General features: G+C 43.8%; 21 protein-coding genes. 10 read left to right on the forward strand and 11 right to left on the reverse strand.

The window, feature by feature from the left end; translation table 11 throughout:
- Nucleotides 1-60 precede the first annotated feature (60 nt).
- Together RMO55_RS05115 and RMO55_RS05120 are read left to right on the forward strand one after the other, a co-directional pair.
- Nucleotides 61-402, forward strand: coding sequence for a YbaB/EbfC family nucleoid-associated protein (locus tag RMO55_RS05115; RefSeq protein WP_310424490.1), 342 nt, complete (start codon nt 61-63; stop codon nt 400-402).
- Between the two features lie 169 nt (nt 403-571).
- Nucleotides 572-1,618 carry a potassium channel protein gene (locus RMO55_RS05120; protein ID WP_310424493.1) on the forward strand — a complete coding sequence of 349 codons (1,047 nt, stop codon included), beginning with the start codon at nt 572-574 and terminating at the stop codon, nt 1,616-1,618.
- Here RMO55_RS05120 and RMO55_RS05125 read toward each other — a convergent pair.
- The 7 genes from RMO55_RS05125 to RMO55_RS05155 form a co-directional block, all read right to left on the reverse strand.
- Nucleotides 1,615-2,079 carry a M67 family metallopeptidase gene (locus RMO55_RS05125; RefSeq protein WP_310424495.1) on the reverse strand — a complete coding sequence of 155 codons (465 nt, stop codon included), beginning with the start codon at nt 2,077-2,079 and terminating at the stop codon, nt 1,615-1,617. The two genes, RMO55_RS05120 and RMO55_RS05125, sit on opposite strands and share 4 nt — an antisense overlap.
- 4 nt (nt 2,080-2,083) lie before the next feature.
- Nucleotides 2,084-2,812, reverse strand: a complete 729-nt coding sequence (locus RMO55_RS05130) for a prepilin-type N-terminal cleavage/methylation domain-containing protein (protein ID WP_310424497.1) — start codon at nt 2,810-2,812, stop codon at nt 2,084-2,086.
- A gap of 41 nt (nt 2,813-2,853) precedes the next feature.
- Complete coding sequence (locus RMO55_RS05135; protein WP_310424499.1) at nt 2,854-4,206, reverse strand: hypothetical protein; 1,353 nt, start codon at nt 4,204-4,206, stop codon at nt 2,854-2,856.
- A 44-nt stretch (nt 4,207-4,250) separates the two neighbouring features.
- Nucleotides 4,251-4,742, reverse strand: a complete 492-nt coding sequence (locus tag RMO55_RS05140) for a GspH/FimT family pseudopilin (protein WP_310424501.1) — start codon at nt 4,740-4,742, stop codon at nt 4,251-4,253.
- Complete coding sequence (locus RMO55_RS05145; protein WP_310424503.1) at nt 4,720-5,283, reverse strand: hypothetical protein; 564 nt, start codon at nt 5,281-5,283, stop codon at nt 4,720-4,722. Before RMO55_RS05145 ends, RMO55_RS05140 begins: the two co-directional genes overlap by 23 nt.
- 70 nt (nt 5,284-5,353) lie before the next feature.
- Nucleotides 5,354-5,590, reverse strand: coding sequence for a 50S ribosomal protein L28 (gene rpmB, locus RMO55_RS05150; RefSeq protein WP_310424505.1), 237 nt, complete (start codon nt 5,588-5,590; stop codon nt 5,354-5,356).
- Nucleotides 5,591-5,800: 210 nt separating this feature from the next.
- Nucleotides 5,801-6,388 (reverse strand): L-threonylcarbamoyladenylate synthase, encoded by a 588-nt coding sequence (locus RMO55_RS05155; protein ID WP_310424507.1) that lies wholly within the window; start codon nt 6,386-6,388, stop codon nt 5,801-5,803.
- A gap of 237 nt (nt 6,389-6,625) precedes the next feature.
- Between RMO55_RS05155 and RMO55_RS05160 the strand changes: the two genes are divergently transcribed.
- From RMO55_RS05160 to leuD, 8 genes are all read left to right on the forward strand, one after another.
- Entirely contained in the window at nt 6,626-7,255 is a 630-nt protein-coding gene (locus RMO55_RS05160) for a class I SAM-dependent methyltransferase (RefSeq protein WP_310424509.1), read from the forward strand.
- A 21-nt stretch (nt 7,256-7,276) separates the two neighbouring features.
- The gene (locus RMO55_RS05165; RefSeq protein ID WP_310424511.1) at nt 7,277-7,585 is read left to right on the forward strand and encodes a hypothetical protein; all 309 of its coding nucleotides are present in this window, start codon (nt 7,277-7,279) and stop codon (nt 7,583-7,585) included.
- Nucleotides 7,586-7,599: 14 nt separating this feature from the next.
- A complete protein-coding gene (locus RMO55_RS05170) occupies nt 7,600-8,010 on the forward strand; it encodes a hypothetical protein (protein WP_310424513.1) in 411 nt (136 codons plus the stop codon).
- 79 nt (nt 8,011-8,089) lie between these two features.
- The gene (gene leuC, locus RMO55_RS05175) at nt 8,090-9,496 is read left to right on the forward strand and encodes a 3-isopropylmalate dehydratase large subunit (protein ID WP_310424515.1); all 1,407 of its coding nucleotides are present in this window, start codon (nt 8,090-8,092) and stop codon (nt 9,494-9,496) included.
- Between the two features lie 165 nt (nt 9,497-9,661).
- A complete protein-coding gene (locus tag RMO55_RS05180; protein WP_310424517.1) occupies nt 9,662-10,192 on the forward strand; it encodes a GrpB family protein in 531 nt (176 codons plus the stop codon).
- Nucleotides 10,193-10,238: 46 nt separating this feature from the next.
- The gene (locus RMO55_RS05185) at nt 10,239-10,880 is read left to right on the forward strand and encodes a Uma2 family endonuclease (RefSeq protein ID WP_310424519.1); all 642 of its coding nucleotides are present in this window, start codon (nt 10,239-10,241) and stop codon (nt 10,878-10,880) included.
- A gap of 39 nt (nt 10,881-10,919) precedes the next feature.
- Nucleotides 10,920-11,309 (forward strand): RidA family protein, encoded by a 390-nt coding sequence (locus RMO55_RS05190; RefSeq protein WP_310424521.1) that lies wholly within the window; start codon nt 10,920-10,922, stop codon nt 11,307-11,309.
- Between the two features lie 202 nt (nt 11,310-11,511).
- Entirely contained in the window at nt 11,512-12,102 is a 591-nt protein-coding gene (gene leuD / locus RMO55_RS05195; protein WP_310424523.1) for a 3-isopropylmalate dehydratase small subunit, read from the forward strand.
- 65 nt (nt 12,103-12,167) lie between these two features.
- Here leuD and RMO55_RS05200 read toward each other — a convergent pair whose 3' ends face one another.
- The 4 genes from RMO55_RS05200 to RMO55_RS05215 all read right to left on the reverse strand — a co-directional run bounded on the left by RMO55_RS05200 (nt 12,168) and on the right by RMO55_RS05215 (nt 16,887).
- Nucleotides 12,168-12,491 carry an iron-sulfur cluster assembly accessory protein gene (locus tag RMO55_RS05200; RefSeq protein WP_310424525.1) on the reverse strand — a complete coding sequence of 108 codons (324 nt, stop codon included), beginning with the start codon at nt 12,489-12,491 and terminating at the stop codon, nt 12,168-12,170.
- 84 nt (nt 12,492-12,575) lie between these two features.
- On the reverse strand, nt 12,576-12,983 hold the full coding sequence (locus RMO55_RS05205) for a phosphomannose isomerase type II C-terminal cupin domain (protein WP_396134177.1): 408 nt from the start codon (nt 12,981-12,983) through the stop codon (nt 12,576-12,578).
- A gap of 374 nt (nt 12,984-13,357) precedes the next feature.
- On the reverse strand, nt 13,358-14,293 hold the full coding sequence (locus RMO55_RS05210) for an AEC family transporter (RefSeq protein WP_310424527.1): 936 nt from the start codon (nt 14,291-14,293) through the stop codon (nt 13,358-13,360).
- A 77-nt stretch (nt 14,294-14,370) separates the two neighbouring features.
- A complete protein-coding gene (locus RMO55_RS05215; RefSeq protein WP_310424529.1) occupies nt 14,371-16,887 on the reverse strand; it encodes an IMS domain-containing protein in 2,517 nt (838 codons plus the stop codon).
- Nucleotides 16,888-17,246 lie beyond the last annotated feature (359 nt).

Consider the following 17,246-nt stretch of genomic DNA (forward strand, 5'->3'; position numbering starts at 1 on the left):
CGAATTTACCCACTCCGGTAAGATGAGATATTGTTTAGACTGACTAAAAATTAAAAGATTATGACTCAGGGAAAAGGATTTGGCGGCTTCGGTCTCGGTAAAATGAAAGAACTTGCTGATGCCTTTAAAAAAGCTCAACAAGTACAAGAAGATGCGAAAAAGCTCCAAGAAGAACTGGAGCAAATGGAAATTGAAGGACAAGCAGGCGATGTCACCGTGGTTCTGAGTGGGAACCAAGAACCCCGCAGAGTCAATATCGGAGCTGATGCTGCTAGCAAGAGTCCTGAAGAACTCTCCCAACTAGTACTCGATGCGATGATGGATGCATATGAGAAATCCACCGCCACCATGCGCGAACGGATGGAACTACTCACTAGTGGACTAAATATTCCTGGATTGTAATCTTATTAGCTAGTGGCTAGTAAAAACTAATCGATAATATGGGTATTGCTGTACTAAATCGAGTCAGCGATACCCATATTTAATTTGGAGTTGCTGATTTACGGTACGATTTTTCCTTTTATAACCCAGAGATAGCACCATCAAACCCGCTTCCCGCTCCCACATCTTCATGGATTCTGTCGAACAAAAATATCTTCGGATTAGAAACGATCTGCAGCGGGGTGTTTTTGCCCTATCCTTAGTATTTCTGACTGGAACACTATGGTACAGCCTCATTGAAAAATGGCACTGGTTAGATGCAGTATATATGACGGTGATTACCCTAACGACAGTAGGGTATGGCGAAACTCAACCGTTGGGAGATCGGGGGCGGATATTTACCATCGCCTTAATTTTAGCTGGGGTGATTACGATTGGTTATATTGTCAATCGATTTACGGAAGCTCTGATTGAAGGCTATTTTATAGAAGGTAGAAGACTCAGACAACAAAAAAAACTCGTGGAATCTTTAGCAGAACATTTTATCATCTGTGGTTTTGGACGAATTGGGCGACAAATTGCTGCCGAATTTGCAGTTGAAGCGACAACCTTTGTGATTGCAGATGCTAGTCTCGAACAAGTGCGCATAGCTCAAATGGAGGGATATAATGCGATCCAAGCAGATGCAACTCTAGATGAAACGCTCCTGAAGATGGGTGTGGAAAAAGCAGCTTGTCTGGTGGCGGCTTTACCTTCTGATGCCGAGAATCTCTATATTATCCTATCTGCCAAAACCCTCAATCCCAAGATTCGGGCGATTGCGCGAGCAAGTAACGAGGAAGCCGTTCAAAAGCTCCAACGTGCTGGAGCAGATAAAGTAATATCCCCCTATATTACTGGGGCAAAACGGATGGCCGCAGCAGCTCTAAGACCCCAGGTGATGGATTTTATGGATGGGATTGTTGCTAGCGATCGATCTTTCTATCTGGAGGAGTTTCTCATCGATGCAGAAATTTGTCCAGTAGCTGGTTTATCGCTGCGAGAAGCGAGGTTACGTTCTCAATCTGGTTCGTTAGTATTGGCAGTGAGAAGGCGAGATGGTAGTCTGATTGTCGGCCCAACCGGGGAGACAATTATTATGGCTCAGGATATGTTGATTTGTATGGGAACAGCAGATCAGTTACGAGTATTAAATCGAATTTTAGATCCGCTCACTCCGAACACCAATCAGCGTTAGTCGATCTGAATCTGTTCTGGCTGAAATACACCCTTGTTATCTAATACCCAACTTTTGAGATCGCTAACTTTGCCCTGTATTACTGAAACAATCGGGTAAGAATAGATTTCCCATGCTCGATCTCGATCGCAAGTAGATGGTATTGCTGGATAATCGGGGTGAGAATGAAAGAAGCCAATGACTTCAAGCTGGAGATCTCGTCCTCGTTTCTGTGCTCTAAAAATATCTTCTGGTGCGATCGTATAACGACTGTGTTTCGTTCGATTTATCTCCTCAACAATACTTAGATCGTCAACTAGTTCGGGTTTCACCCAAGCATTAACTGTCGGGATAACTTCGACAGCAGATTTACCAAATTGGTCTATTGCGCCTAATATAATACCACAGCATTCCTCTGGATAAATATTTTCGGCATGATCGTAGATAATGTTAAGTTGCAATTCACTAATTACGATTCCCACTACTTTAATTACTGCGAGTTACTACTAAGGCGTTAACAGATTGACTTTTTGCTGATGGATTTGGTTGCTTATACATCCACAGTTTTACTGATTTTTGGTCTGGTGCAATACAGGCATAAAATCCCAATCGATCGAGGATACTAGGTGCTGCATAACTATAGCTAGTTTCACAAGCAATATTAGCTTGATCCGCAACTCCATCGCTAATTCGATCTACTAAAACCTCATTATAATATGCGACAGGCGAACCACTTGGAATTTGAGAAACATCAAGACCATTGCCATCACTATAATTCCCATTCTGCAACAGAGTCGGCCCCCATCGATAAATTACTCTCGGTCCCAGCCAGACACTACTATTAGGTGGATCTGCTAGATAGTAAACAATCGGATTAGTTAGTCCACTATTTGGGGCTGGATTTAAAACCAAGATTGGTTGGATTCGACTACTTCCCGAAGCTGGATTAAAGCTCGTAATTCCAGTATATGGTGAGGGAATATTAGTCATAACTTGTTGAGACATTTTAATCTCATCAGTCATAAAAGCTAATGCTTGCCCCAGTTCCAGTCGATCTGTCGTCTCGATTTGACTGCGTTGGTTGGCATTCATCAGCGCATATAACCCACTGCCTGTCAACCCAATTACTATCCCCGTAATTACTAAAGCAACGAGTAATTCAATTAAAGTAAATCCCCTTTCTGCACAATCTCGATCTTGAATTTTGAATCTCATTTTATTTAGTTAACTATCAACTATTCACCATTCACCATTCACTAATTTCCCACTCTTTGCCAATAGCTAATCGAACTTATTTGTGATGGCTGGTCTATTTTAGCGATGCCAAAATCCGACCAATCGCCTGATTGGATAATCGGTATGTCATTCGGGCTAGTTGCAGAATCCCAACTTTTCACCCACAGGGCACCAGTAATATTTTTGTTGGGATTAGGGGGATTGGCACTAATGCTTTGAGCATCGGCTAGTGGTGCATGAATAAAAGCGGTAATTGAAGCAGTATCTTTGACAATTAATTTGACAGTTTGGGAGCTACCATAAATACGTAAATTAGGACGAGTCAGATTGACATTTACAGTTTGACTGCCACCAAAATCTAGATTACCTTTGAGATAAAGATTGATTTTCTGATTAGCAGCTACATTAATTGTGATTCGATCGATATCCTGCAATTTAATCGAGTGTTTAGAGCTAGGGCTATCTAGATCTACTAAGTAATGATACTCTCCATTTGCATCGGGTATGTCGCCAGGATTTGCTCGAGGGAGTGTAATGGAACTGGTAATGGCTGGCAATAAAATAGCGTTATTGGGTGCAGTTTTTGGTAGAGGCAAAGGTGTAAATGGATCGGCAATAATTTGTCCGCTAGGTACGCCACTAATCAGGGCAATATTATTGAGATCGACACCTGCAATACCGTCGGGATCTGCCAGCGGCAATTGAGGACAAGCTACTGCTTGAATTTGTCCAGTAATTTTTTGATTTGCACTCAGATTAAATGTAGTTGCCCACACTGCTGGTGGGGATATTCTGGCGGATTCACTACCGATTGGTATTTCTACTCTCAGAGTACTATTCGCACTATTTTGATTAGTGTTATAAGCATCAATTGCTCCAGCAACAGTTAACTTACCGATGCCATTTTGGTATTGATAATCTACAATTTTATATCTACCTTTATTCCGATCTCCATTATCTAGATCGATCCAAGTACTATCTTCAAATAGTCCTGTTTGTGGTCGGGCTGAAGTAAGATCGATTAATCTACAATTTGCCTGTAATAATGGTAAATTGTTTAGTGTGTTCGACCACTGGTTTAGATTCTTACTTGCTAACATTTTGTGTCGATCGAGAAAAGATTGCACTCGAATAACTCCAGCTTCAGATACGCTCAGTGCTCGATTAGTTTCTCGTTGTAAGCTAGTGGTATCTCGATCGTTTTGAGAACGTCCAATGATACTAGCCGCAACAATAATCATCACCAAACCCAATCCCAAAGCCAAAGGTACTGCAAATCCAGTTTCATGACAATTTTTATTGTCTAATCGATTAGTATTTCTGATAATTGCTAAATAATATTTTAAGCATACTTTTAAATTCGATCTAACCATAATTAGCCAAACACCAAAATTTATATTGATTCACTATTCACCACTTAGCTACTAAACTTGCGACAAGTATTACTATTAAGATCGTAACTACCCAACCGAATAATTCCTAACGGTGCAGATACTGTCAAACAGCGAGTATTAGTAGGACTATCTCTAATTACTAAAACCACAGATTTGTTAGTAGTCGTATTCCCACGAATTCCATATTGAATATCTCCAGATCCACCTGTATAATCGAGATCGATCGCATCTGGTAAATTTCGATCGCCAGACAATAAACAGCCTTGTTGTCCGAGGATCTTACGATCGATCTTATCTAGAGTCAACGTACAACTTTGGTTGCGGTGGATGGCTTCTTGCTGCGCTTGTTGAAGACTAGCCACAACGAGATCTGTTGCTTGAGCTAACTTGGCACGATTTTGGGCGGCGATAAAACTAGGAATTGCCATCGCGATTAAAATACCCGCGATCGAGACCACAATTAATGATTCAATTAATGTAAAGCCGAGCTTCTTACTGACATTGGAGTGCAGCATCAGGCATTACCTCCGTGTAAAAGTGGAGAATTGGCTGCTCTAAATCACCCCCATTGCTAGGAGCGACAGTATATTGAATTCCCAAAATTTTGGCTTCAGTATTTTCGGGTGTTGGGGGAATAATTACAGTACGAGCAATTTGAAAAGTTTTGCCCGTGCGACTGATCTCGACCAGAGCAGCAAGGTTATAATTAGCACTACCAGTAATATTGCTCCCAGCTAAATTATCCCTGACTAAATCGGCAAAACCGACATCGCTACTGAGTGGGTGACATCGCGCCTGATTGATATTCAGCGGGATTTGACTGAGAGTTATTTGCGATCGAATGTGCTCTAAATCTGCCTGTACCCATTGATTAGCTTCAGCTATCTGCAGGGATTTAGATTTGAGCAACATCGCTATCACCATCCCTTGCATAGCGACGGCAACAAAGGTGGTAGTCAACAAAATTGCTACGATAACCTCAGAGAGGGTAAACCCTCCTGCTTGAGCCTGAGAGCGGTCGATGAATCGCCGTTTGAATCGATAATGAAGAAACATCTGAAATCGCTGGGGCTGGATTGTATACAACAAATTGACAGCCAGATCCCCCAGCGGGGAATCTAAGAATCTAGCATTTGTTGAGGTTGACACCTGCATCCTTTGCCATTGCTACCAAACCTTTAATTTCGAGGGTTTTGATTGCTTTCGTTGAGAGTCTCAACTTGACAAAACGGTTCCCTTCTGCCCACCACACCCGTTTCCACTGCAAGTTAACTTGCTGTAGTTTTTTGTTGCGATTGTGAGCGTGAGAAACTGCCATCCCATTGTTGGCTCTTTTACCAGTCAGTTGACATACGCGAGACATAGAAACCTCCTACTTGAATACTGTGCCTAAAATGATGGCACAGCCTCCCATTGTAGCTAATTTTTGCTCGTCTACGTAACTGAAAATTTACGGGCATTGGGCAATTGACTATGGATGTAAGTCTAATGGGGTCAATCTTAGCTTGGTATAATCAAATACCACAATCAGCAATTTGTCTTAAATCAGGCTTTAGGCGTTAGGTTTTAGGAGTTAGTCAGTTTCGATAAATTTAATTGTGCCTTGTCTGAGTAATTTCCAGCCAGAATTAGTCCATTCAATTACTGTCGATGGTTGTCCTGCTGTTGGTGTATTTAGATCGGTATCTAGAGTGAAAACTTGAGAGAAATTATGACTAATTTCTGCCATTGTTAGTAGTGGTGGTGCTCCAGACAAATTGGCACTAGTAGTTGCTAAAGCACCTGTTTGGCGGAGGATCGAGCGAGCGATATTGCAATCAGGTACACGTAAACCAATTGTGCGATCTCCGAGTGGATTCATAACTGCTGGGAGAAGATCGGATGCAGGCAAAACCATCGTTAGAGCACCAGGTAAATATCGATCGGCAACTGCTTGCCAAATCTCAAGTTCTTGTTCTGTTCCCTTGGTAAATTGCCAGATATCTGCTACTTCACCCACCATTAAAATTAGTGGTTTATCTTGACTTCTTTGTTTCGCTTGAAATATTAATTCTGCATGGATTGGAAGTGTTGCTAATGCGGGCACTGTATCGGTAGGAAAACTAATTAAATTACCAGTTCGAGCAGCAATAATCAGGCGATTTAAAGAAAATTGAGGCACGATAAGAGAATATTTTGAAAAGTGTCATCGATCGAATCTTAGCAGAACATAGCTAAAGAAGATAATGCATATGTATTGTCACCACGACAACATGTATGACTGATTAATGACACCCCTACAGATCGATTAAGACTTTTAAAGTATCAATCTTTTGCCTAATATATATTGGACAAGCACAAATAGTCTTGTCTATAGTAGTGATATAGGGCAACAACCATTCCTCAACGTCACAAGCATATGGTGAACTTATGGTCTACAACCGAACACGCACTAGGATATCTAGCCAAAGCAGATAGTATTCCCCATCGAACCGAGGGCGAAGCTGTATTGCTAGACTACATCCCCAAAACTGCTAAACGAATTCTCGATTTAGGTACGGGAGATGGGAGATTGATGGCATTACTCAAGATCGATCGATCCGCAGCTACCGGAATTGCTTTAGACTTTTCACCAGTGATGCTCGAACAGGCACAAGCGAGATTTAAGGATGATAGATCGATCGAAATTATCAGTCATAATTTAGACGATCCTTTGCCAAACATGGGTAAATTTGATGCGATCGTTTCAAGTTTTGCCATTCATCACGTCACACACGATCGTAAGCAATCTCTATATACAGAAATATTCGATCTATTAACTCCTGGTGGCGTATTTGCCAATCTCGAACACGTCGCATCACCCAATCAAAAGATTCACATTCAATTTCTAAATAAAATTGGTTATACCCCTGAAAATGAAGATCCATCAAATAAATTATTGGATGTCGAAACCCAACTAGGGTATCTTCGAGAGATTGGCTTTGACGATGTAGACTGCTACTGGAAATGGTTAGAACTAGCCCTCTTAATTGGAATTAAACCAATCTAGATTTTATTTGTAGCAAATTAAATGGATGCATTACCAAATAATTGGTCTGATGTTCAGTCAGATACTATTTATCAATCGACTGCTGGTTTGTTAGTTTCCTTTGCTGACGAGCAAATAAATCTAGGATCTAGGTACGACCAAAATGATAAGCATTTAAAAGCTATCGAAAAAGGAGAAGTTTCACCGAGAGGTAGTATTGGTCTAGTTCCTTCACAAGAATACGGTTACGATCTAAAAACCAAAGTTTTAGGTAAAGGTGGTAATCGCAGGTTCCACGCCCGATTTATTGATGGTGTTTTATACTTCCCTGGCTTAGATACAGAACATTAATAGTAACAACGATTATGAGTAAAATTGAACTAAAAACTAATCCAGTTTGGCAAGATTTAACAAATATATTGGAAACAATCGATAGTGAGGCACTAATTAAAGAACATTTGGAACTGTGTGAATACAAAGTTTGTGGCTACTGGGACGAGCGAGATATCTATCATGAAGAAATTAGTTTGCCCCGCACTTTGCAAGCAGATTTAGCTAGTGGTTACATCGGATTAGCAAATGTCGATCGCTTTTTACAGCTCAAATTTTCCCTCAAAGCAGCCGATCTTGCCGATCGATCTCAAAAAATTGGCGAGGTAGTTTTGATATATGATGAAAATTTAGATTTTGTCGATGAAAACTGGATGATAGATATCGACTTCTTAGAGGATGTTGTTGGGTTTCACTTGGCGGAACCCAACCTACCCACTTATTAATTAGACCTATATGGACGAGCGCGAATCGCTGCGGTTTAATAAAAAAAGATCCCTGAAGCACACAATTAATTAAAAAATCATGAGTAAAAATACATTATTCGATAAAGTCTGGGAATCCCATACCGTTGGCGTATTACCATCAGGACAAACCCAACTATTCATCGGCTTGCACCTGATTCATGAAGTCACCAGTCCCCAAGCATTTGCGATGATGCGCGATCGAGGATTGAAAGTACCCTATCCCGAACGTACCGTCGCCACCGTCGATCATATCGTACCAACAGAAGACCAATCGCGCCCCCTTGCCGATAGCCTCGCCGAAGAGATGATGCAACATCTCGAAAATAACACCAAAGAGCATGGAATTAGATTCTACAACGTTGGTTCTGGTAGCCAGGGTATCGTCCATGTAATTGCGCCTGAGCAGGGGCTAACCCAGCCAGGAATGACGATCGCCTGTGGAGATAGTCACACCTCTACCCACGGGGCATTTGGTGCCATAGCGTTCGGAATTGGCACCTCTCAGGTGCGGGACGTATTAGCCTCCCAAACCCTGGCTTTAGGTAAATTAAAAGTCCGCAAAATTGAAGTTAATGGCACCCTCCAACCTGGGGTATATGCCAAAGATGTCATCCTCCACATCATTCGCAAACTCGGTGTCAAAGGCGGTGTAGGCTATGCCTATGAGTTCGCCGGAACCACCTTCGAGCAGATGGATATGGAAGCCCGCATGACCGTCTGTAACATGGCGATCGAAGGTGGAGCCAGATGTGGATATATTAATCCCGATCGAGTGACGTATGATTATCTCAAAGGATTAGATTTTGCACCCTTGGGTGCAGACTGGGATAAAGCCGTCGCTTGGTGGGAAAACATTCGCAGCGATAAAGATGCTCAATACGATGATGTCGTCGTCTTCGATGCCGCCGAAATCGCGCCCACAATCACTTGGGGAATTACTCCCGCGCAAGGCATCGGCGTAGACGAACCCATCCCGACAGTAGCACAGATGCCAGAAGATGAACGTGCGATCGCCGAAGAAGCTTACCAGTATATGGATCTCGCCCCAGGCGCACCAATTATCGGTACCAAAGTCGATGTTTGCTTCGTCGGAAGCTGCACCAATGGACGAATTACCGATTTACGCGAAGCCGCCAAATTCGCCGCCGGAAAACAGGTAGCCACCGGAGTTAAAGCCTTCATCGTACCTGGCTCCGAACGGGTGAAAAAACAAGCCGAAGCCGAAGGGTTAGACGTGGTTTTTAAAAACGCAGGCTTTGAATGGCGCGAGGCTGGGTGCTCGATGTGCTTGGCGATGAATCCCGACAAACTAGTCGGACGACAAATCAGTGCATCATCTTCCAATCGTAACTTCAAAGGTCGTCAAGGTTCTTCATCGGGACGAACATTATTAATGTCGCCAGTGATGGTAATTGCGGCGGCGGTGACAGGGAAAGTTACCGATGTGCGGGAATTGATGAATTAAAATAGTGTTTATCGATAGGTAACATACATCATTAATTCGTAGGGGCGGGTTTATGCTAAAGATATTCGCTTTCAATAGCAATTCTCGAACAAACCCACCCTACCCCACTAATATCTACGGGTGTAAATATTGGGTTTTATATTTGTCAATCGAAGATCGAAAGCCATGACTAGAAAAGTCGAGGTCGTCCCACACAATCCAAATTGGCGTACCCTATTTGAGACTGAATCCAAACAAATTACAATTGCCTTAGTTGAAAACGTCATCGCAATTCATCACATTGGTAGCACCTCGATCGAGACAATTTATGCCAAACCAATTATCGATATATTGGTTGAAGTTAGCTCGATCTCCAAAGTTGATGAAAATAATTCACAGATGCAAGCACTAGGATATCAGTGTATGGGTGAGTTTGGAATTAAGGATCGGCGGTTTTTCTTGAAAGATAATCCAGCCGGAATTAGAACCCATCATGTTCATGTATTCGAGGTTGATTCACCCCAGGTTAAAAGACATCTGGCATTTCGAGACTATTTGAATAATCATCTTGAAGATGCCGAATCATATAGCGCGTTAAAACAATCGCTAGGGTCGAAATATCCACATGACATTGAGGGCTATATGGATGGAAAACATGGATTTATTCAGGAGATCGATCGTAAAGCAGCGGAGTGGCACATAAAACTATCGAGTTAAATTAGCAACTAATTTACAAGTTTGAAATTCAATACTGGTAATCACCATGATTCAATTACAGGAAAAAATAGTAACTAATACCTGGAGAAAGGCTGATTGGGAGAGATATATCTCAATTATCGATTCTCCCGAACACGAACAACATCAAGGCTACTACTATAGCGACTACATGAGGATTGAAGATATGCCAACAGGTGCAGATCACTCTCGCTACCACATAATTTTAACGTTTGCTATCAACCTATTTTGTACGATCGGGGGAATTGCAATTAATGGATTAGATAACTGTACCTATCGCAAAACTGGGATCAGAGAATGTCAACCAGATTTATCTTATTACACTGGAGAAAAAGCTAGATTAGCACCCATCGGTAAATCGCTTGTTAATTTAGACGAGCAAGCTATTCCAAACCTAGTCATTGAGATTTCTAATACTACTCTTGAAGACGATCTTGGTGCAAAACGATTGCTATATGAAGAGATGGGTATTTCTGAATATTGGGTCGTAGATGTGCAAAAGTCGCAGATATATGCGTTTGAAATGATCGATCGAGGTAGCAAACGGATCGATACTTCTCTGGTATTACCGAACTTATCGATCGATACTATCACCACAGCATTAACTCTCAGTAAAGAACAAGACCAATCCCAAATTGGTAAATGGCTAATGAGTGAATTTCAAACTTAAACCATTCACTATTCACTATCCACTATTCACTAATTAATCATGTCACAACGTCAAAATATCTCTACCGGATCGAAATGGGAACCAATCCTCGGTTATTCCCGCGCTGTCAAAATCGGTAACACCATCCACGTCGCTGGTACCACCGCTTCAAATACCGCAGGTGAACTCGTCGGAATTGGCGATGTATACGCCCAAACCAAACAAATCATCCTCAACATCGAATCCGCCCTCCACCAAGCTGGAGCCAGCCTCACAGATGTCGTTCGTACCCGGATTTACTGTACCAATATCGACGAATGGGAACTGATCGGCAAAGCCCACGGCGAATTCTTCAGCGAAATTCGCCCTGCAATGGCATTGATAGAAGTCAGCCGTCTCATCGCCCCCGATATCTTAGTCGAAATCGAAGCCGAAGCGATCGTGCAATAGATCTAAGATCGCCCTAATCTCTTGTCCCTCCCCTTGGAAAGGGGAGGTTAGGTGGGGTAAAGATCTCAGCAGTAATGAAAGTTCCGCACGGCTGATTTCTTGAGTTGTTGCGGAGATCTACCCACCCCGTCGCTCCGCGCCACCCCTCCATGGAGGGGATTTCGCCCCTAATCCCTACTCCCTACTCCCTAACCTCTAAACCATGAATAGCCAAATCTCCACCATCTCCGGTACTGCTATCCCTCTCACTGGAAACGACATCGACTCAGATCGAATTATCCCCGCCCGCTTCCTCCGCTGCGTCACCTTCGACGGCTTAGGTGCTAATGTATTTGAAGACGATCGAATCCAACTCAAAGGTACACACCCCTTCGATTTACCCCAATTTCAAGGTGCAAATGTCCTCGTTGTCAATAGTAACTTCGGCTGCGGCTCCAGTCGCGAACATGCACCCCAAGCCCTGGCTAAATGGGGGATTCAAGTAGTCATCGGCGAAAGTTTCTCCGAAATCTTTTTCGGTAACTGTGTCGCAATGGGAATTCCTTGTCTCAACGCGGATACGGCGACTATTACCGAACTTCAAGAGATTTTACGAGAAAATCCCCAAACCCCAATTACTATCGATCTCAATGCCTTACGAGTCAGATGTGGTAAGCTTACCACCTTAGTCTCGATCGGTGAAGGCTCCCGTCAGCAATTAACTAATGGGACCTGGGATGCTTGCGGACAATTAGTCGCAAATCTCAGTCAGACGAAAGTTACCGCTGGTAAATTGCCTTATGTTGCTTGGTGATAATTTGGAGACTAGGAGACTGGGAGACTGGGGAATAATATTTGCTGTTCCCTTTCCCCTTTCCCCTAAAGCCTAAAAGAGTTACCACAACCACAGACACTAGTTGCGATGGAATTTTGAAAGCGGAAACCGCCGCCCATGAGATCTTCTGAGTAGTCCAACTTGAGATTGTATAAATGTCCGATCTGTTGAGGATCGATCGATAGTGAGACACCACTGATATCATAGACCTCATCGCTATCTTCGCTTGATTCTATGAGATCGATCGTATAGTAAAAATCTTTGCAGCCACCACTAGCAAAGCCAATGCGGAATTTGCTATCGGCTAGATCGCGTACTGCTTTCATTCTATCGATTTCTGCGATCGCTGCTTGAGTAATTTCAATCATTATTCAACTACCTCTGTAGAACCATTCCTATGTTTCTATCTTATAACGAGAGAAACACGGGAATCAGCAACGATCGAGAAATTCCTAGCCACTATTTCTGGCATAGTCATCTTCAAACCGAACGATATCATCTTCACCTAAGTACTCACCATTTTGGACTTCAATAATCACCAGGGGGATCACACCTGGATTTTCTAATCGATGCTTGGTGCAAGCAGGTACGTAAGTAGATTGATTGCTATGGAGAATTTCCTCTTTACCGTCGCATGTCACCATTGCGGTTCCACACACGACAATCCAGTGTTCGCTGCGATGGTAGTGCATCTGGAGGCTGAGGCGATGTCCGGGTTTTACTTCGATCCGTTTAATTTTATGTCCTCTACCTTCTTCTAGGATTGTAAAAGATCCCCACGGACGTAATTCTGTTGCTGCAACAGGATTTATCGGCATTTGTGGCGTAATTGTTAAATTGCTGGTTTGTGATTGAGTCATATTGAATATTCGAGATTTGGAAAACCCAGTTCGCAGAGCACAGTGTTTGAAGATCGATCGCGAATAGAGATACGACGAACCTAGTACATGTGCCACAGATCACTCTACCAAAATTAGTAGATTTTCCGAATCGACAAATATACTGAATATCGATCGCTTAAATTGACAGATCCGATCGAATCCGCATAAATGAAGCTTTTCACGGGTATAGATTGCGGTTTCGCCAACAGTAATCGCCCAAGCTAGTATTTGGTATGCTCGCTGCTACTTCCTAACACGCCCTAAGACACGACTCAGATTATCACTGCGCAAAGTACACTACAATCTAATGTTATTTTAGGCAATGGGCTTTTATCGCAATTGACTGTCGATCGCTAATAAAGATACAACCAAACTGGAATCATCGCCAGAAAGATTGCCGTACTGACAATAATACTACTTGCCACGAGATTGCCATTAAGATTGTACTCTTCAGCGAGAATCAACCCCGCAAAAGCACAAGGCATCCCCGACATCAGCACCAAACCCAAGCGTGGATCGCCACTCATCCCCATCATTGTAATCGAAATCCCGACAATCGTTGGCATGACGATTGTTTTGAGAATAGCTGGTAACAGTGCGAGCTTGAGACTTTGCCAGCCCTGAATCTGACTTAATCGAATTCCCATCAAAATAAATGCCCCTGGAATCACCACCCAAATCGAGGCATGAAGGCTCGATTCGACTAATTTTGGGAGTGGAATTGTTCGCGTCAGAGAACCTAGTGCAAATCCCCAGAGAGAGGGCACAGAGAGCAGATCTTTAAACTGCATCCACCATTGATTAGATCCCGTGCCTTGACGACCATAATAGCTGGAGACTAACACGCCCAAACCATAAGTACCAAAGACATTTTGAGTGACACTATAGAGTACGGCCCAGCTTAAATCTAGCTCTGATACAAAAAATGGGACGATTGCCAGCCCCACGAATCCAGTATTACCTAGCATCGAGCACAGCAGTAAACTCCCTTGGAGTCCAGGTGTTCGGGCTGGCAGATCTGGCTGTAATCTTTGCCAGATCGCAAGACTAATCCAACCTAATCCCAATCCCAGTAGTAGAGACGCGATCGTAATTGTCGGGGCTAATTGGGCGCGTTCGTCAAAGGTTGTCTGACGAGCGAGGGAAAAAATCTCGATCGGTACTCCAATCCAATATAAGCCACGTCCAAGCCAATGCGGAAAAGCAGAGGGAAGAAACCTCACCGACAGAATACCTAACCCCGTCCAACAAATTAGCGGAGTATAAGCTTGAACCAGACGATCGAGCATGAATTGTCAAATTACCAGAGTGTAAGCGCGGATGAACCGATCGTGAATTAAGGAAGACGCAAGGGAAAACCTAAATCCTAAAGTCGATCGACTACACCCATATCTTTAATGTACCAGCCATCTTTTTGGCGGACGAGATTGTATTGAACCAATAGTTGTTTGGAATAGGATCTGTCAGTCCTCAATCGATCTCCTTCATAGTATTGGGCATCTTCGGTGACTCGCGCTTGAATGGTAGCCACATTTGACTGAGGACTCGATTGGGAGATTGAAGCTACCCCAATATTGCGATGTTTGTACTGCCAATGTACGCCACTGACTTTGCTGGTTTGGACGCGCTCGATTGCACTAGACAATGCAGGTTCTGCCAGAATATCTTTTAATTGGGAGATTTGATGCTCGTTACTCAAGGATTTTGTCTTCGCGCTCAACCATTTTGTGACGATCTGCTCGGCAACATCAGTAGTCAATACTCCGACTAGCGGTGGTGGGGAGGCAGGTTTTGATGACGGTTTAACCAGAGTAGAATTATTAGATACAGGAGGACTGGGTACAGAGGAGATCGTTGCGGTTGTCGCTCCAGGTCTAAATAAACCTCGGATCGCGGTATCTACCAGCCAGCCAGCTCCCCACAAGAAGGTAGCACCACCAGTGGCAACTAACAAAATCCGGGGAAGATTTGGTTTGCGACGAGCGCGGCGCGGTCGAATGATCGTACTAGATCCACTGCTGCTTCTTGCCAATTGTCCCGCTTTGCTAGCAGGTACTAGTTGACTGCTGGTTGTCGGCGTGATGGCTGTATGGGGACGCTCGTTGAGATAGATTTGCTCGAATTCTCCGTCGATCGTTCTCGCAGTGGGCATCGAACGACGACGTTGGCGTTCTTGCTCAAACTGAATCACATTACTAGTCGTCTCTGTTTCTCCAGTCGGGACTGGTTCGGGCGGCGGTGGTGGGGCGATCGGCTCCACCCTGATGGCTGGGGTCACATTGCCAATTCCCAATCGATCCGATCCTGGTTGCCAGACTGCATTTAAACTACTCGGACGGCGACCGATCGAGCTAGATGATAGGATCGGGGGTGTTGATGTCTGACGAGCTAAGTTCTGCTGTTGCAAGTTGCCAGAGATCGATAGATCCCCTGACGGCGGCACATCGATCAGTTGAGGTGAAGATGTCGCCCAGCCTGTAATACTGGGATCGGTAGCAGGCATTCGGTCGGCAAAATCTTGGACATCACGATCGTTAAAATAAGCCTCTAGTGCCGGATCGCTAGTTACTAAATCGCGAAAACAGGGAAAGGCTTCATCTTTTAACCACGATTCGATATACCAACACAAGCCTCTGAGCAGAGTTGGCAATCCTTGCGATTGCTGGCGAATTACCACTAAAGCAGCCGACTCTGCTGCTGTTAAGAGCATTTGATTGGCTTCTTCTGTTTGACCTAATAGTAGGGCGCAAATTGACTGTTCGATCGTCATGTCAATTCTTTGACTGAGGCGATACTGTAAGATTTGCTGGGCAGTGTAAATCAACTGGGGATTACGATAGGCAAATCCTTGAGCGATCAGTGCATAAACGTGAAGATAGGTGCAGGCTAATTGCATCACGTTCAAAGCTTTGGAACCCAGTTGATGAGACTCTCGGGCTAATTGACTGAATAAATTCCGCTGTTCCGCTGCCGTGAGATGCGGTAGGGTTTCATGGATAAAGGGAATCGTGCTTTCGCTATTGAGTCCAAATCGCTCTTGGCACTGCAATTCGTTCGTGCAGGCACTTTCTAGTAGTTCTTCCAGGAATTGAATCCCCTGTCGCCGCTGTTCGTGTCGATCGAGTGGCAGTGATACTAATGATGAGATCCGATGTGGCTGCAAGCGATCGAGCCGCCGATCGATTTGCCCTTGAATTTGAGGGAATAAATCTTCCTGGACGAGAATCTTTTTGGCGGTTTCATAGTGAATTACCGCCTCTTCATAGCAACTATCCCGCGATTCTCGCTCGCCTAGTTCCCAAAATGAAGATACCATTGCCAGTACGATATCCGGCTTGAGCGGGATGATATGTGTGCCACTAGCTGTCTGCTTCAATTTGGCAAGTGGCAGGGGATCGACTTTACTTGCCAATTGTGGATGCAAGTTACCACTAGGTGTCAAGGGGGAGAGTGGGTGAGGATGCAAGCTACCACTATTACTACTCCGCCCATTATTGCCTAGATACGGCATACAAATACTATTAATTTCCTCGTACTCACCCTGCTCGAATAAGATCAAGAGTCCGCCCAGAAAATGCTCTGGAGCAATATCTAGTTCTGGACGATGGTGGAACGGGGTAGGTACAGAATTGGTGTTAGCTGCTGAATTTTCGACATCCCCAAATACTGAGGAAGCTTGCGTAGCTGAGTATTTCGCGCGTTGCTGTGGATCGCTTAACACCTGATAAGCGACTGTAATCAATCGTTTGCGAGACTCGATCGCCGCATCGGAATATTCTTGTCGAGGTAATTGGAGCAAGCGGTCTTGATATGCTTGCTCTAGTTCCGATAGATTTCTCTCCGGTATGCCTAAAATCTGATAATAATCAAGCGGTATTCGCACAGTTCACCTAATACATCAGGAACAACACAGTTAACAGTTACTCAGTTATCAACTTTGGCTGCAGTTAAGAATAGCAAAATTTTAGCACGGAGCTTGATTTTTTGCTGCAACCGACTTTGAGTAACCTCGACAGGCTTACGCCAACACACATTCAAGCTGAAGAACATATTACTCTACATTTGACTTAATGTTACCAAATTGGGTTGTGAAGGGAGCGGGGAGCGGGGAGTGTGGGGAGATAAATTGATTACAAGCACAGAAAACCGAACCCCGAACCCCGAACCCCGAACCCCGAATCCCGAATCCCGAACCCCGAACCCCTAAATTAGGACTAGCCACCACTACCTAAATAGGGGACA

This window comes from Chamaesiphon sp. VAR_48_metabat_135_sub (assembly GCF_031418915.1).
Taxonomy (GTDB): domain Bacteria; phylum Cyanobacteriota; class Cyanobacteriia; order Cyanobacteriales; family Chamaesiphonaceae; genus Chamaesiphon.

Excerpts from the sequence above, each read along its gene's own strand:
- RMO55_RS05160 (WP_310424509.1), top strand. The coding sequence starts at position 6,626 with ATGGTGAACTTATGGTCTACAACCGAACACGCACTAGGATATCTAGCC.
- RMO55_RS05115 (WP_310424490.1), top strand. The coding sequence starts at position 61 with ATGACTCAGGGAAAAGGATTTGGCGGCTTCGGTCTCGGTAAAATGAAA.
- RMO55_RS05180 (WP_310424517.1), top strand. The coding sequence starts at position 9,662 with ATGACTAGAAAAGTCGAGGTCGTCCCACACAATCCAAATTGGCGTACC.
- RMO55_RS05120 (WP_310424493.1), top strand. The coding sequence starts at position 572 with ATGGATTCTGTCGAACAAAAATATCTTCGGATTAGAAACGATCTGCAG.
- RMO55_RS05170 (WP_310424513.1), top strand. The coding sequence starts at position 7,600 with ATGAGTAAAATTGAACTAAAAACTAATCCAGTTTGGCAAGATTTAACA.
- RMO55_RS05140 (WP_310424501.1), bottom strand. The coding sequence starts at position 4,742 with ATGCTGCACTCCAATGTCAGTAAGAAGCTCGGCTTTACATTAATTGAA.
- leuC (WP_310424515.1), top strand. The coding sequence starts at position 8,090 with ATGAGTAAAAATACATTATTCGATAAAGTCTGGGAATCCCATACCGTT.
- RMO55_RS05210 (WP_310424527.1), bottom strand. The coding sequence starts at position 14,293 with ATGCTCGATCGTCTGGTTCAAGCTTATACTCCGCTAATTTGTTGGACG.
- RMO55_RS05130 (WP_310424497.1), bottom strand. The coding sequence starts at position 2,812 with ATGAGATTCAAAATTCAAGATCGAGATTGTGCAGAAAGGGGATTTACT.
- RMO55_RS05185 (WP_310424519.1), top strand. The coding sequence starts at position 10,239 with ATGATTCAATTACAGGAAAAAATAGTAACTAATACCTGGAGAAAGGCT.
- RMO55_RS05145 (WP_310424503.1), bottom strand. The coding sequence starts at position 5,283 with ATGTTTCTTCATTATCGATTCAAACGGCGATTCATCGACCGCTCTCAG.
- rpmB (WP_310424505.1), bottom strand. The coding sequence starts at position 5,590 with ATGTCTCGCGTATGTCAACTGACTGGTAAAAGAGCCAACAATGGGATG.
- RMO55_RS05205 (WP_396134177.1), bottom strand. The coding sequence starts at position 12,983 with ATGACTCAATCACAAACCAGCAATTTAACAATTACGCCACAAATGCCG.
- RMO55_RS05200 (WP_310424525.1), bottom strand. The coding sequence starts at position 12,491 with ATGATTGAAATTACTCAAGCAGCGATCGCAGAAATCGATAGAATGAAA.
- RMO55_RS05190 (WP_310424521.1), top strand. The coding sequence starts at position 10,920 with ATGTCACAACGTCAAAATATCTCTACCGGATCGAAATGGGAACCAATC.
- leuD (WP_310424523.1), top strand. The coding sequence starts at position 11,512 with ATGAATAGCCAAATCTCCACCATCTCCGGTACTGCTATCCCTCTCACT.
- RMO55_RS05135 (WP_310424499.1), bottom strand. The coding sequence starts at position 4,206 with ATGGTTAGATCGAATTTAAAAGTATGCTTAAAATATTATTTAGCAATT.
- RMO55_RS05165 (WP_310424511.1), top strand. The coding sequence starts at position 7,277 with ATGGATGCATTACCAAATAATTGGTCTGATGTTCAGTCAGATACTATT.